The sequence below is a fragment of the Desulfoluna sp. HI9BLuna genome, assembly GCF_056829775.1.
On sequence record NZ_CP186555.1, the window covers coordinates 932,798 to 946,707 of the forward strand.

The 13,910-nt window shown below is 48.0% G+C and carries 15 protein-coding genes; 4 read left to right on the forward strand and 11 right to left on the reverse strand.

What is annotated here, in order from left to right:
* Nucleotides 1-3 precede the first annotated feature (3 nt).
* The 3 genes from gpM to ACOYW0_RS03615 form a co-directional block, all read right to left on the reverse strand.
* A complete protein-coding gene (gene gpM / locus ACOYW0_RS03605; protein WP_482417205.1) occupies nt 4-735 on the reverse strand; it encodes a phage terminase small subunit in 732 nt (243 codons plus the stop codon).
* 83 nt (nt 736-818) lie between these two features.
* Entirely contained in the window at nt 819-1,850 is a 1,032-nt protein-coding gene (locus ACOYW0_RS03610) for a phage major capsid protein, P2 family (protein WP_482417206.1), read from the reverse strand.
* A gap of 51 nt (nt 1,851-1,901) precedes the next feature.
* The gene (locus ACOYW0_RS03615) at nt 1,902-2,786 is read right to left on the reverse strand and encodes a GPO family capsid scaffolding protein (protein WP_482417207.1); all 885 of its coding nucleotides are present in this window, start codon (nt 2,784-2,786) and stop codon (nt 1,902-1,904) included.
* A gap of 161 nt (nt 2,787-2,947) precedes the next feature.
* Between ACOYW0_RS03615 and ACOYW0_RS03620 the strand changes: the two genes are divergently transcribed.
* From ACOYW0_RS03620 to ACOYW0_RS03630, 3 genes are read left to right on the forward strand one after another with little or no spacing between them, the layout of a single operon-like run.
* The gene (locus tag ACOYW0_RS03620; protein ID WP_482417208.1) at nt 2,948-4,699 is read left to right on the forward strand and encodes a terminase large subunit domain-containing protein; all 1,752 of its coding nucleotides are present in this window, start codon (nt 2,948-2,950) and stop codon (nt 4,697-4,699) included.
* Between the two features lie 16 nt (nt 4,700-4,715).
* Entirely contained in the window at nt 4,716-5,738 is a 1,023-nt protein-coding gene (locus ACOYW0_RS03625) for a phage portal protein (RefSeq protein WP_482417209.1), read from the forward strand.
* Nucleotides 5,739-5,762: 24 nt separating this feature from the next.
* On the forward strand, nt 5,763-6,017 hold the full coding sequence (locus tag ACOYW0_RS03630; RefSeq protein WP_092211256.1) for an Ogr/Delta-like zinc finger protein: 255 nt from the start codon (nt 5,763-5,765) through the stop codon (nt 6,015-6,017).
* 62 nt (nt 6,018-6,079) lie between these two features.
* Here the strand turns inward: ACOYW0_RS03630 and ACOYW0_RS03635 are convergent, their stop codons facing one another.
* A complete protein-coding gene (locus tag ACOYW0_RS03635; protein WP_482417210.1) occupies nt 6,080-6,373 on the reverse strand; it encodes a helix-turn-helix domain-containing protein in 294 nt (97 codons plus the stop codon).
* Nucleotides 6,370-6,693 (reverse strand): type II toxin-antitoxin system RelE/ParE family toxin, encoded by a 324-nt coding sequence (locus ACOYW0_RS03640; protein WP_482417211.1) that lies wholly within the window; start codon nt 6,691-6,693, stop codon nt 6,370-6,372. Before ACOYW0_RS03640 ends, ACOYW0_RS03635 begins: the two co-directional genes overlap by 4 nt.
* Before the next feature lie 225 nt (nt 6,694-6,918).
* On the opposite strand from ACOYW0_RS03640, the gene ACOYW0_RS03645 reads away from it, so the two are divergent.
* Complete coding sequence (locus ACOYW0_RS03645) at nt 6,919-8,046, forward strand: Fic family protein (RefSeq protein WP_482417212.1); 1,128 nt, start codon at nt 6,919-6,921, stop codon at nt 8,044-8,046.
* 229 nt (nt 8,047-8,275) lie between these two features.
* On the opposite strand, the gene ACOYW0_RS03650 is transcribed toward ACOYW0_RS03645, so the two are convergent.
* From ACOYW0_RS03650 to ACOYW0_RS03675, 6 genes are all read right to left on the reverse strand, one after another.
* Nucleotides 8,276-9,109, reverse strand: a complete 834-nt coding sequence (locus tag ACOYW0_RS03650) for a hypothetical protein (RefSeq protein ID WP_482417213.1) — start codon at nt 9,107-9,109, stop codon at nt 8,276-8,278.
* A 219-nt stretch (nt 9,110-9,328) separates the two neighbouring features.
* On the reverse strand, nt 9,329-9,817 hold the full coding sequence (locus tag ACOYW0_RS03655) for a hypothetical protein (protein WP_482417214.1): 489 nt from the start codon (nt 9,815-9,817) through the stop codon (nt 9,329-9,331).
* Nucleotides 9,818-9,891: 74 nt separating this feature from the next.
* Nucleotides 9,892-10,968 (reverse strand): DnaB-like helicase C-terminal domain-containing protein, encoded by a 1,077-nt coding sequence (locus ACOYW0_RS03660; RefSeq protein WP_482417215.1) that lies wholly within the window; start codon nt 10,966-10,968, stop codon nt 9,892-9,894.
* 91 nt (nt 10,969-11,059) lie between these two features.
* Nucleotides 11,060-11,881 carry a hypothetical protein gene (locus ACOYW0_RS03665; RefSeq protein WP_482417216.1) on the reverse strand — a complete coding sequence of 274 codons (822 nt, stop codon included), beginning with the start codon at nt 11,879-11,881 and terminating at the stop codon, nt 11,060-11,062.
* Between the two features lie 11 nt (nt 11,882-11,892).
* Nucleotides 11,893-12,753 carry a hypothetical protein gene (locus ACOYW0_RS03670; protein WP_482417217.1) on the reverse strand — a complete coding sequence of 287 codons (861 nt, stop codon included), beginning with the start codon at nt 12,751-12,753 and terminating at the stop codon, nt 11,893-11,895.
* 196 nt (nt 12,754-12,949) lie between these two features.
* Nucleotides 12,950-13,186 (reverse strand): hypothetical protein, encoded by a 237-nt coding sequence (locus tag ACOYW0_RS03675; RefSeq protein WP_482417218.1) that lies wholly within the window; start codon nt 13,184-13,186, stop codon nt 12,950-12,952.
* Nucleotides 13,187-13,910: the final 724 nt, after the last annotated feature.

Below are 13,910 nucleotides of genomic sequence, written 5' to 3' on the forward strand. Positions count from 1 at the left end.
GCTTTATTCGGTGCCGTCGGCTTCCGCCCCGGAGGCCTCAGCCGGTTCGGCGGGCTTCTCCTCGGCGGGTTTGGCGCTCTCCAGCTTCTTCCGTGCTTTGCCCAGCACGGTTTTCACCTTGGCGCCGTACTCCTCGGCACGTTCAAAATGGGTTACGGCCTCGCTCCAGGACTCCAGGTCCATGGCCACCAGGCCTTTCAGTTTAAGCATTTTGGCGCTCACCTCGTCGGGGATGTCCCAGCCTTCGGCCAGCTCGCACACCTGGCCGAAGTAGGGCTCCACGGATCGCCCGGCGTCCTGCTCGCCTTCGGCCCACTCGGTGATGGTGTCGCAAAGGTAGATGGGCAGGTCCCGGCGGAATCGCTCGGGCATGGGCACGCCGTGCTCGATGCAATACAAGGCCAGGGCCATGGCCCCGTGGATATCGGCGATGTCAAAGAGCCACACCAGGATCTGGCCCAGCAGGGGGTGGTCGGACCCGGACGCCTTCAGGGTCTCCACCACGGGCAGGTACTTGGGCACCAGGTGCGCGGCCTTCTCGGCCTCTTTCTGCTTCTTGCTCCGAATCAACTTGAGCTTGGCCAGGTCGTCCGCCAGCTCCTTTTCAAAGCCGGTCACGGCCTGCTGTCTGGCGATGGCCGTGGTGGGCATGGTCCCCAGAACAGCGAAGGACTCCCCTTCCCCGTAGCCGGGATTTTCTTTTTTCTTTTCCTGAAATCGTTTCATCAACGACATGGGTTTTCTCCTTCAATGAAGTGGGGGCCAGGGCCAGGAGGGATGCCCCGGCCCCCGGTCATACCCGGGACACGCCCGGCGTGTTATGCCCAGGTGGTCCCGTCGGGCTGAAGGAGCTTCACCTTGTCGAACTCCACGGCCACGAACTTCTCCGGGGTCTCCACCACGTAGCCCTCGTTCCGGCTGTTGAAATCTTCCACACGGTCCTTCTCGGGCTTGTCCTTGATGTGGCGCCTCCAGGAGCCGGACTGCAGATAGATAGAAAGGTTGTCATGGCTGGTGATCACAAGGCCCCTGCCGGGGAAGTTGCTGGGGGTCTCCCAGGGCAGTCCGCCGAAGGTGGCCAGGGCCGCAGGGGTGAGGATCTTTTCGGAAGGGGTCTGGCCCTGGGCGATGGCAAGGGCTGTTTTCTCCCTGCCCACCAGCTCCGAGCCGACAAGGGCCACCAGGCCCTGGCGGAGATACGGGGGGATCCCCTCCACCAGCTCCAGCACGGCGTGGTCCAGGTTGATGAAGTCGCCATCGGGGCCGATGCGGATCTCCCCGTCCTGCTTCTCACCGGTGGTGAGGATGTTGGCGCTCATCTTCTCCCGCATGTACTGAAGCCACCCCTTGTTCACGTCTTCCATCATGGGGTTGGCGTCCAGGTCGGTGTCCGGGGCCGCGCTGGTGCCGTGCCAGCCGATGATCTCCCGGTCCGTGGCCATACGCTGCTGCACGTAGCGCTGGTAGCGCTCGGGAAGATCCTGGAACTTGGCCCAGGCATCCATGGTGGCGTAGCGGATGTAGGTGTCCGTGTTGGTCTGATAAAGCCGGTAGCCGGACGCGCTCAGGTTCAGAAGGTCTTTGGGCTTGCGCTCGTTGCCGTCCACGCTGGTATCGGTGCGACCGGAGGCCGGACCGGCAGCGCCGCCCAGAATGTTCTGGCCTTCCAGGTCGTCAACAGTAATGACGTTGATGTTGGGCAGGAAGGTGGACTGCTCCACGATCTTGTCCTGAAGCTTCTGCTCCAGGGTGGGTTCCACGGTGAAGGTCTCATGGACGTTTTCAACGCCGTAGGTCTTCGCCAGCCGGTCTTCCATCTGGTGGAATGCGAGGCGAGATGTTTTGTTCATGGTCGGTGCTCCTTAATACGTATGAAGTGAAGGGAAGACGATCTCAGGCCATCAGAGAAGCTCGTCGTGCTCCCCGGAAGGGTTGGGGTTCTCCCGGAACTGGGTGCCGGGCACGCGCTGTTCCATGCGCTCGGTCATGGTGTTGAAGGCCTTCACCATGGTATCCACGCTCGCCTTCAGCTCCGTGTACTGGGCCTCGCCTGCGGGTGCCGGGGTCTCCTCTTTTTCCCCGCCTTCGCCGCCCTCTCCTTTTCCGCCATCTGCCGGGGGCGTCTTGAATGTCTCCATAAAGGTCTGCATGTTGCCGGCAAGGCCTTCCACGGACTGCTGGGTTGCCTCAAGGGTGTCCTTGACGGCTTCGAATTGCTCTTTGTTCATGGGGTCGTCTCCCGTCTCTTCGTCGTGGTTTTCGTCTGTAAAAAAGTGGGCAAGCTTTCTGAAAAAGGTGGTCATGAAGCGGTCCTCATCGCCCATGAACTCTTTGCTCAAATCCGGCACCTCCTCCCCCGCGTACCGGGCGGTGAACTCCCGGCCCTTCATCTTGTTAAACCGCATCTCATCGGTGCCCAGGGACGCGGGGGAATCGGTCATGGCCAGGCCCGTCAGGTAGGTTTTGCCCGTGGCCGCAAAGTCTTCCGTCACCTCAATGGAAAAGTGGAGGTACTCCTCCCACACCTGGTTCATCTGAAGCAGGGAGCGGTTCGGGGAGATCTTGGCGTAGAGCTTCAGCACGCCGTCCACCTCTTCGGTCTTCAGCTCCCGCACCGATCCGTAGGAACCGCCGCGCATGTGGTCGATCCAGATCTTGGCGGTGTAGGTGGCGGGGCTGTAGGTCTCGGCCATGTCGGTAAACCACTGGGGCTCAAGCACCCGGCCGTCCACGGTGGGGCCGGAGGTGGCGACACATTTCCAATCAGTCACAAGGGAGGAAGGCATTTTTTTTCCTTGGTTGCAGGGGCGGTTCTCATGGGTTTCAAGTCATCAACACCCCCAACATAGGTGGCGGGAAAAGGACTGTACACGAAACCAATTCCGATTTTGGCGTTATCGGAATGGAAGTAAATCGGGCTTTGGGTTCGGGCTGGTATGCTCACGGCATGAGCCTTTACACACAGGAAATAAAAGACGCGGCCAAGCGCCTCTACCTTCGCCACCACACCCCCAAGGAGATCGCCGCCATCGTCAACGTGCCCCTGCGCACGGTGTACGACTGGCGCACCAAGGGGGAGTGGGACGACCTCCTCTCCACGGAAAGCGTAGAGGAGGCCATGGGCAGGCGCCTGGCCCTCCTCTCCGAGCGGGACGAAAAAACCAAGCTGGAACTCACAGAAATGAACAGCCTGGTGGAAAGCCTGGTGAAGCTTCGGCACAGCCGCATGCTCATGGAAGGAAAGGGACAACCCGGGGAAGGGTCGGAAGGGAATAAAAGGAAGGGCGCCTCCGGAGGGAAGCGCAAGCGGGGCAAAAAGAAAAACGACGTCACAGGCATCAAGGAAGACGACTTCAAAGTCAAGATGCACAAGCACTACTTCAGGTATCAGATGGAGCTTCGGGAAGCCCGGCACCACCGGTTCCGCATGCTCTTAAAGTCCCGGCAGATCGGGGCCACCTGGTACTTCGCCCAGGAGGCCTTTGAAGACGCCGTGCTCACGGGCCGGAACCAGATCTTCCTCTCGGCCACCCGGGCCCAGGCCGAGGTGTTCCGGCGGTACATCGTGGGCATCGCCCGCCAGCACTTCGACATCGACCTGTCCGGCAACCCCATCATACTCAACACGGAAAAAGGCCCGGCGGAGCTGCACTTCCTCTCCAACAACTCCAAGTCCGCCCAGAGCCATACCGGCAACGTGTACATTGACGAGTTCTTCTGGATCCAGAAGTTCAACGAGCTCTACAAGGTGGCCTCGGGCATGGCCTCCCAGAAGCGATGGAGAAAGACCGTCTTCTCCACCCCGTCCGCCGTCACCCATGAGGCCTACGACCTATGGACCGGGGACCGGTACAACAAGCGGTTCAAGAGAAAGCGGGTGGAGTTCCCCGGCTTCAAGGAGATGCAGTCCGGCATCCTCTGCCCGGACAACGCCTGGCGCAAGATCATCACCCTGGACGATGCCGAGGCAGGGGGCTGCGATCTGTTCGACCGCAAAGACCTGGAGCTGGAGTACTCCCCCTCAGAGTTCGCCAACCTCTTCGGGTGCCAGTTCATGGACGACACCTTCGGGGTGTTCCGCTTTGCCGACCTGGAGGAGTGCCCCACCGATATCTCCCAATGGAAAGACCTTGATCCCACCGCCCTTCGCCCCTTCGGCAACTGCCCGGTCTGGGGCGGCTACGATCCCTCGCGCCACCGGGACGATGCCAGCTTTGTCATCGTGGCCCCGCCCTTGAAACCCGGCGGCACGTTCCGTGTGATCAAGCGGTTCAAGTGGGTCAACAAGTCGTTCACCTGGCAGGCCGCCGAGATCAAGAAGCTCTGCGCCATGTACAATTTTACTTATATAGGCATCGATGTCACCGGCCCGGGCATGGGTGTGTTCGATACGGTGAAGACCTTCTACCCCCAGGCCACGCCCATCCACTACTCCGTGGGCAGCAAGACCCGCATGGTCCTGAAGGCCCAAGAGATCATCACCTCAAACCGCCTGGAGTGGGACGCCCAGGAGACCACCATCGCCCACGCATTCCTCACCATCAGGCAGACCTACACCCCCAACGGCCAGGTGACCTACTCCGCCAACCGAACGGACACCACCGGCCATGCCGACGTGGCCTGGTCCATCATGCACGCCCTTATCAACGAACCCATCAGCCACGACCAGGCGCAAGGCGCTTGCGTGGAAGTTTTATAATCCGGAGGCAACACCCATGGGAAAAAAAAGAAAACAGAGAAAGGACCACATGACCGACCAGGGCGGCACCGCCGAGGCCTTCAACTTCGGAGAACCCACCCCCATCCTGGCAAGCCAGCTCCAAGATTACGTGGGCGTCTGGCTCCTGGACAACGGCAGCTATTACAGCCCGCCCGTCTCCCTGGCAGGCCTGGCCCGGCTTCGCGGGGCCAACGCCTACCACGGCCCCCTGCTGGAGTTCAAAACCAACATGATCATGCGGGCCTTCAAGGGATCGCCCGCGGTGCCCATGCTGCAGATGCTCCCTTTTGTAACGGACTACGTCACCTTTTTGAACGCCTACTTCCAGAAGGTCACCAACTGGATGGGAGAGGTCATCGCCCTGGTGCACCTGCCCGCCATCAACATGCGCAGGATGAAGGAGCCAGGCCAGTACTGCATGCTCAACGTGGACGGCAGCCGCACGGACTTCCAGCCCGGGGAGGTGATCCACGTGAAGAACTACGACGTGGCCCAGACCATCTACGGCCTGCCCTCCTACCTGGGGGCCATCCAGTCCATGCTCCTGAACGAAGACGCCACCCTGTTCCGGCGGCGCTACTATCTCAACGGGGCCCATGCCGGGTACATCTTCTATTCATCCGCCGCCACCCTGGGGGACAAGGAGCAGAACGCCATCCGGGACGCCGTGAAGTCCACCAAGAAGCTGGGCAACTTCCGCAACCTCTACCTCCACGTGCCCAACGGGGGAGAAAAGGCTTTCCAGATCATCCCCGTGGGGGACTTTTCCACGAAGGACGACCTGGAAAAAATCAAAAACATCTCCCGGGACGACATCATCGCCGCCCACCGCATCCCCCCTGCCCTGGCCAGCGTGGTGCCCACCGAAGCCCGGGGCGGGTTCGGCGACATCACCAAAGCCGACCAGGTCTATGAGAAAAACGAAATCGAGCCCATCCGAAAGATCCTCCTGCAGATCAACGACCATTTGACCGGCACCAGGCGGATAGCCTTTGACGAACCTGAATATGCACCATAAATTAAGGCTGAAAGGAATTAAGCCATGCGAATCAAATGCAATCGATGCGGCCAGGCCGCCACCATTCAGTCCAGCACCCAGATCTCCGACGAGTTCAAGCAGCTCTACTGCTCCTGCACCAACACCCTGTGCGGCCATACCTTCGTCATGGACCTGGCGTTTTCACACACCCTGTCGCCCAGCGCGGTGGATATCCCACCGGAGGCGTTGGCAAAGATCCGTAAAGGGGCGTCGAGGTGTGAGCAGAGGGAGATGTTTCAGGTGTTGCAGGCGGGATAATGAAATAAAAAAACCCCGGTGCCTTGAAAGGCAACGGGGTTTTTGGTGGTGCAAAAATAGATTCAAGGGGTGGGGCGAAACTGAAGGTCCAAGGTATACCCGGCAGCTTCCGCGTAACTTTTCAGGGTGGACAGCTTGGGAGAGTGCTTCCCACTGGCGCTTTCGAGCCGGGAAATGTTGCTCTTCTTGGTCCCCATCCGCTTGGCGATCTCTTCCTGGGTGAGGCCTGCGGCCAGGCGCATCTCAATCAATTTCCTGCGAAGCTCGAACTCAGGTGCCAGTTCATCGTAGGCTTCCTTGACTTCGGGGTTCTCCAGGGCCCTCTTTTTAAAATCATCGAAAGTCGGGCGACTCATGATTTCACCTCCCTCAGCCGACGTCTCGCCAGCTTCAATTCTTTGTTCGGTGTCTTCTGTGCCTTTTTCAAGAACGTATGTAGAATGATGAGCTCCTGCCCCTTCATGGCACAAAAGAAAGATCGTGCGTTTCCGTCCAGGGCCTTGGCCCGAATCTCATAAAGCCCGTCTCCCATCTGGCGCACATGTGGCAAGCCGAGCATGGGGCCGTAGCTTTCAACCATCTCCATCTGGTGAATCAACTTGGCCTGGACTTTGGGCGGCAACTGGAAGATTTCGTCCCGTACTTTATCGTTGTAAAAGGTTACCGTCCATTTCATGACTTTAATGTTATCATTCTTGATTACTTTTTCAAGGGAATTATTTTGAGATTACAGCTTTTGTCAAGAGTGTAAGCCTGAGCTCCTTCACAGGTAAGCCTGACCGGTTAACTTATTGTATTACATTACTTTGCAAATTGTGTTACACTTCATAGAAAGAATATAAGTTATTATATTGAATTTACAGAATATACAGTTAACATTTCAATTGTCAAATGGTGCAACATGAATGAATACATGACATTAAAATCTGGCAAATTCTACTTCAACGAAAAGTATAATGTTCAAAAAGTAAACTCCATGCTTATAAGAGCGATGGTTCTCAATGAAACAATTGTGGACCTGCCGATTTTACCCGCCCTTGCTTCACAATTAGAACCAGATATTATGTACAGCTCAATTTCTGGCACAGCCGCAATAGAAGGCAACCCAATAACTGAAGATGATGTAAAAAAAATTGCTCAAGGACAAGATATCGATGAGTATACAATTAAACACAAGCAAGAAATAAAAAACCTTATCGAAGCCTATAAATATTTATCTAATCCTGAATACCAAAAAGGGCCTTTATCTCTTAGTGAAGAGCTGATTCGTGAACTGCATAAAGTCATTACACATGATATTCCACACGAAAGAAACACACCAGGAAATTACCGTAATGGAAAAGTCGAAGTGGGGGATAAAGCGCATGGAGGAGTTTATAGGCCGGCAAAATGCCTTGCCGATATTAAAGGACTAATGAATGAGTATATTACATGGATAAATAGTGAAGAGGTTATGAAACTCCCCCCTTTAGTTCGGGCACCAATGGCGCATTATTACTTTTGTGCCATTCACCCCTTTTGGGATGGAAACGGAAGAACTGCAAGATTAATTGAGGCCTTAATTTTACAAGCAGGAAATGTAAAATATATGCCAAGAGAACTTTCTAATTTTTATTATAAAAATATTGACGAATATTACATAGCCTTTTCCAAAACAAATAAACTTAAAACAGATTTTACGCCTTTTTTGGAGTTTTTTCTGGAAGCAGCTGTAAACTCTCTAAAGAGAATCAAAGAAGCAATCATCTATTTCATTAGAATTTTCAGCCTTAGAGACTTTTATACATTTAAATGCCAAAATCGACACATTACAAAAAGACAATTTGAACTATTAAATCTTTTATTAGATTATCCATCAGATTTTACGTTTACTTTAAAGGATTTGTCATCTCAGACTGCATTTAAGATTCTATATAATAATGTCACGAATCAAACAGCAAGGAGGGATTTAGCAAAACTCTCAAGTATTGCGCTACTAAATACTGACGGTAAAGGTCAATATTCTTTAAATTTGCGTATTTTGGGATAGAGGTTACAAAGGAAAGAAGGGGTCACACCTGCTTGTCAGATGTGTAGGTCTGACCCCTTCACACGTGACCCTTCACGCAGGGTGATGGGGTTTAAAATGGGGGTGGGAGTGGAAGGGGCTGTGTCAAATATTAAGATGCGGCCCTTTTTCCTTGTTAAGAGTGTAGAGCTGACCACCTACACAGGTCTGGCCTGAACAAATGGCAGGTGTAATTACTAATTTTTACTTGTCACATGCAATATGTAAGATCTACACCAATAAGAAATTTAATTTCTTTACAGGTCTGAGGATTAATCAGAACTATATCTTTAATACTCAACTCAACAAACCGCAACCTTACAGCTTCCATACCTTTTATGCCCAATTCTGAAACTCGACTATCATTAATCATAGTATCACTACATTCGATATTTTTTTCCTTTAAATATTGTTCTCGGTAAAGCTGCTTCACAATTTCTGACTCTGCATAATCCCAATTTCTATCGAGCCATAAGACTGCATATAAAGATATCCACTCTGCATGACGTCGATAAAATGGAGCAAAACCCTTAGAGCCGTATTTCTTCTTAGGTATAATTTTTTTCTCGTTGTTATATGATTCTACCCAGCCGTGACAAATTAACCAATCATCAATAATCGAGTCAGCGACACTTGTCATAACAAAGCTTGCAGGTATGCTGCCCGAAATAACGGCTAATCCAAGGTTCTGAAGAGCATCTGCTGTATGATACGCTATTTGGTTTTGCCACGGATAGTCTGGTGATTTTTCTTCTTTACTATTTATTGAGGCTTTCTCATTCCAATCAACAGGTGAAGACAAGTAGTTATCTTTTGCGATGGTACGGGCGACTCTGTAACTAAATTTTTTTTCACCAATGCTTAATTTAAACTCAGGACTAAAGCCACCCTCAATGTAACCTTCATACACATAACTTTTGTAAACTGATAAATCCTGATTGCTTTTATTAAACAATTGTGCAACTTGGTTTTTACGATATGTTACGCCAGAAAATAAGACAGCAAAAAAAGAAGCTATCAAACTAACAGATTCATATAACTCCATCTAAACTACTCCATATTTAAGCATGATACTTGTTTACCACATATCGCTTGAGTTGTGGGACCGCCGAGCGAGGGACCTATCACGGAATAGCAGTAAGAACGAAGGGATTAGACCTACACACCTGACAATCTCACAGCTTAGGTCTGACCCCGTTACCTCCGTGGGTGAGGCCTGAGGCCATACGAAGCTCATACTCAATGAAGGGGTCCCATCAGTTTGTCAGAGGTGTAGGTCTGACCCCTTCACACTATTTTTTAAAAAAACGATAGACTGCGAAATTACCTGGTGCTCCGCGAATGATTTCGATGCATCTCCTGAATTGTAATTAGAGATTGCCAAGTAAGCCTCTAAATAGTCTCTGACTAACAGCCAAGAACCAACCGATTTCGTATATGATAGCAGTACATTTGAAACGTATCTTAAACAACTCAGCAACTCGAAAGCTGCTTTATGCTCTGACTTGCCAGACGAAAAATACTTAAAAGCAAAATGATCTTCAATTTTAACTAACTTCAAGCTATCTATATCATCACCCAAAAGAGTTGATTCTATTTTATCTTTTAGATATTTCTTAACATCATCACCTGTCGTGTATTCACTAAAATCGAGGCCAAACTTTTCTACTACTTGCACATGGTCATTGTATCGATTTAAATTCATAGACCAGTCATTTTCGATATCTTCAAAAAAAGATACTATGGATTCCATTTTTGGTATTATTCCTTCAAAAAAGAGAAAGAAGAAGCTCTACAAAGCTTGACAGCGAAAGAAGGGGTCACCCATTACATAGACTTCCTCTTTAGGCAATCTTCAAATTTTGTATATTTTTCATTATATTGCAATCGAATCGTTGCAATTGGAGCATTTCTATTCTTAGCAAGAATAAATTCAGTCATTCTTTTATTATAATCATCTTCGCCATGATGATATAAACAATCACGATATAGAAATATTATTGTATCAGCGATATAAACGAGTTCATCATTAGGTAGATCGCAAAACAAAGGTCGCTTATCAGCCCGCAGTTCTAGCTGATTTCCAACTTTTGTAACAACGACAATAGGTATATTCAACTCCTTGGATAATTGTTTTAATCTTTGACAAATTTTCCCATAGCCATCATTTGTTGTTGTAATTAAATCAAGGTTATCAATTATTGCCAAGCCAATGTTTTTGTCACTATGTATTTTGCGTATTCTTCTGATAATTGTGTTGCCGGTCAAATTGTTCGAATTATCAATAAATAAAGGTGAATTGGAAATTCTATTGATTCCATCTTCAATTTTTCTCCAATCCTCAGAACTAAGGCGGTTTGATCTATAGCGCACAGAATCTATTTCACATTCTGCACAGATCAGTCGCATTGTGAGGTTTTCTTCTGACATTTCAGTAGAAAAATAAGCAACGGGAATGTTAGATTCAACGGCAACATTGCTTGCAATATTAAGACAAAGAGAGGTCTTCCCCATGCTTGGCCTTGAGGATATAACCGTCAACTCAGACCCTTGTAACCCCCCAGTTATTTCATCAAACCCAGTAAACCCGATAGGAATCCCACTAATCTCATTATCACTTGAGCTACGGCGCTCCATTGAGTCTATTTGTGTATCGATCAAACTACCAACCTGAAACGAATCAAATAAGTTATGTTCAGATTCATGACAGTTAACGCATAATGTAACCAATACATCATCTTCATATTCCCAGGGTTCTTTGCCCTTTTCATATGATTTATGGTGAACCACTAACTCTTCTTCGCTATTCCCACATTTCTGACATGTCCAATTGTCGCGGGAAAATATTTCAAGCCTTCTTTTTTGCCATTTAGGATTTTTCAATTTATCTAAATACGAATTCATTTATACATACCCTCATTCATATTTGAGTAAGAAGGGGAGAAGCTCCTCACATCTGATTGGTGGGATATTTATCGAGACGTTGACCAACCTTTCATCTTTCAACATTTTCTTTCATTAAGACTTTAACAGTGACCAAAATGGGCAGATATTGACTTAAATAATATTGAAAAGCCACAAACTGAAAGCTCACTGATGCTACAAGAAAAACAATCCCAATGAGGGAATCAAGATAAAATCCAAAATACAATGTCACCATACTTATTAGACCACAATCAAATAATACCTCGCTAAAGGACCCCATCTTTTTTATATGGCCCAGCCTATCCGATAACTGATCCTCAAAGCTTTTTGCTAAAAGATAGTCCATGTAGTCACTTTCAGTTAAATTCTGTTTAGATTTGCTTTTAAGGGTATCGATATACGCATCCAATTTTGAAATACGGGCAAAGAAATCAAATAATCGTCTTTTAGAATAGTTAAACACACATGAAAGGGAATAAATAACCCCAATAGAAAGCAAGACACATAGCAGTGTAATCTTAGATATTACACCTGTATCAACAGAAAAAATATCTTTCATTGTATTGCAACATATCATTCTCCAGATGCTTTTGGGGTCATCCCAATACATAGTTACTTTTTGGATTGACGGTGTTTTTTTTATTTTCTTTTTAATTATTTTTTTTTCAGTTAATTTTTCTTTAATGGTTGTCTTTCTTGATTTATCGTTTACTACATAAGATTCTGCAATTGTTTGATTTTCCGAAACCACAGAAATTGTTTGACAAGTTTTTAGAATCTGAATTTGATGAATAAATAAAATAACAATGACCAGGGACAAAAGTTGATGAAGGGCAACGCTATTGGTTACCTCATTAATAAATTTATCTTTTATTGTAGTTATTAAATCCATTCATTCGCCTGTTATACTAAGTCTATAAAGTATATATCCCCAGCTTCAGTATCATAAGCGCCGTATTCGATGACAGGAGAGCCAACAAACTTTATCTCTTTTTCTCCGCCTAAATACTTACTAATCTGAACAATATCATCTTCTGAAACAAATTTCATAATGCAAGTTTTTTTAGTTACAGCATTGTAAAACTTCCCATTCAAATTTGTGGTATCCAACGCTTTAATTTCTCCAGTGTAGATGATCGGATCTCCAACTTGTTTACGGGTTACAACATGATGAAATTTTTCACTACGAAGTCTGTCAAAGGCATATTTCCTTGTTGAATCAGTTATTAAACTTAAATCAAAAGTGCTATCACCCAGATGCCGCGACCTTATCGGAGATAAAATCATATCTATTTCTTTAACTATTGACCTGTCGCCATACTTCCTAATGATCTGTGGGTCTGGGTTTATATACATATCGTTAAACTGTGTCGGCTTAATTATATCGCTTTGAATCTGAGTCTTGCGTGACTCGACCTGAGATTTCAAATCACCCATATTGGCAATACCTTGCTGTTTTGATTTTTCAAAGGCAGAGCCCACGGCAGAGGCCATTCTATTGATGATTTCATCAGCACGTGACACTTTTGAAACCAAATCAAGAATATATCCTCCTGGTCTCGGATCACCCACAAAAAACAGCAACTCGTCATATTCTTTTGCCGCAAGACGAGCATTTTTCCATACACCTTGAGGTCGTGTAATATCTAAATATGACCGACCAATTGCTTGCTGCATATGGTTCAACGTCAGTGCCAATATCTTCAATGGAATCCTGTGATCACGTATAACATCACCATCATAATGAAATTCAATAGCAGACATTCTTCTCTCCCAATCCGTTTAATATATAAATACAGTAGATGATATTGTCCGGTGTATAGACCCTTTACCACAAAGACCATATACCGAAACTAAACAATTCATCAACAGTATTTCATATCAATACTAAACTCATGCATCATGCCCCATACTTAGTCCCATGGTTTCATTTTCAATGAACAAAAAACGGAAACCTATATCAAAGAACCTCTCCCGCCGGATACACCACCTCGATCCGCTCCCCCGCCCCCATCTTATCCCGCATGTAAGGCTCGGCCAGTCTGACCACATCAAGGTATTTGTAATCTTTGCCGGGCTTGGCCCCGGCCTGGATCAGCGTGGTTTCAATGTTGTAGGCGATGGTGTATAGTTCATCTGCAAAATCGCCTTTGGCCATGGCACCTTCAAACGCTCCAAAGAGTCTCTTCTCGGTCATTTCCTAAACCTCCACATCAGATCTATCTCAACAAAAGAAGCCCCCCTCGTGGGGAGAGGTAATTTGGGTAATGCACAAAAAAATCAGCATGAGAACAATTGATTATCAATATGTTACGACCCATTTCAAAATGTAAGAAACAGGGAAGATTGGGTAAGGATTCTTTCCCAGAAAAAATAAACCCATTTAATTCAAAATGTTGTGCGCATAGCGACAACACACAAAAAGGGGTGTAACAGAGGTATGAAATTATACTTGTTATTACCAAATACTTACCATTCTAAAAACGAATTATCTATCTGAAAGCATTGATTATTTTCTTGTCACCCTGAGGCCCTTCCCTAAATTACCTTTTCCGCAGCCCCCCTACCACTTTTTTTGGTTGCCCCATTCGCGTGCACACATGCGCGTATTAATATCATACGCAACCCTTTCCAATCACAACCGATCCTTTCTGTTACCTTCTTCCCTGCGTTAAGGCTGAGGCCTTTGGGTGGCCATCACCCGCCTTGCCAGTGCAACCGTTGCGTTCTGGCCTTCGTCTGTTGTGGCCACATCTATTATATGGAGAGGTATCCTGGACACAAAAAAGCCCCTACGAACAAGATACGTTCGTAGGGGCTTTAAAGTTCAGAGTCGATGACTATAGGACCTTCAATCGAATTTTATTTCAGCGTCATCATCTATCTGAAAAGTCCCCCCGCATTCGTCGCACTTAGCAACA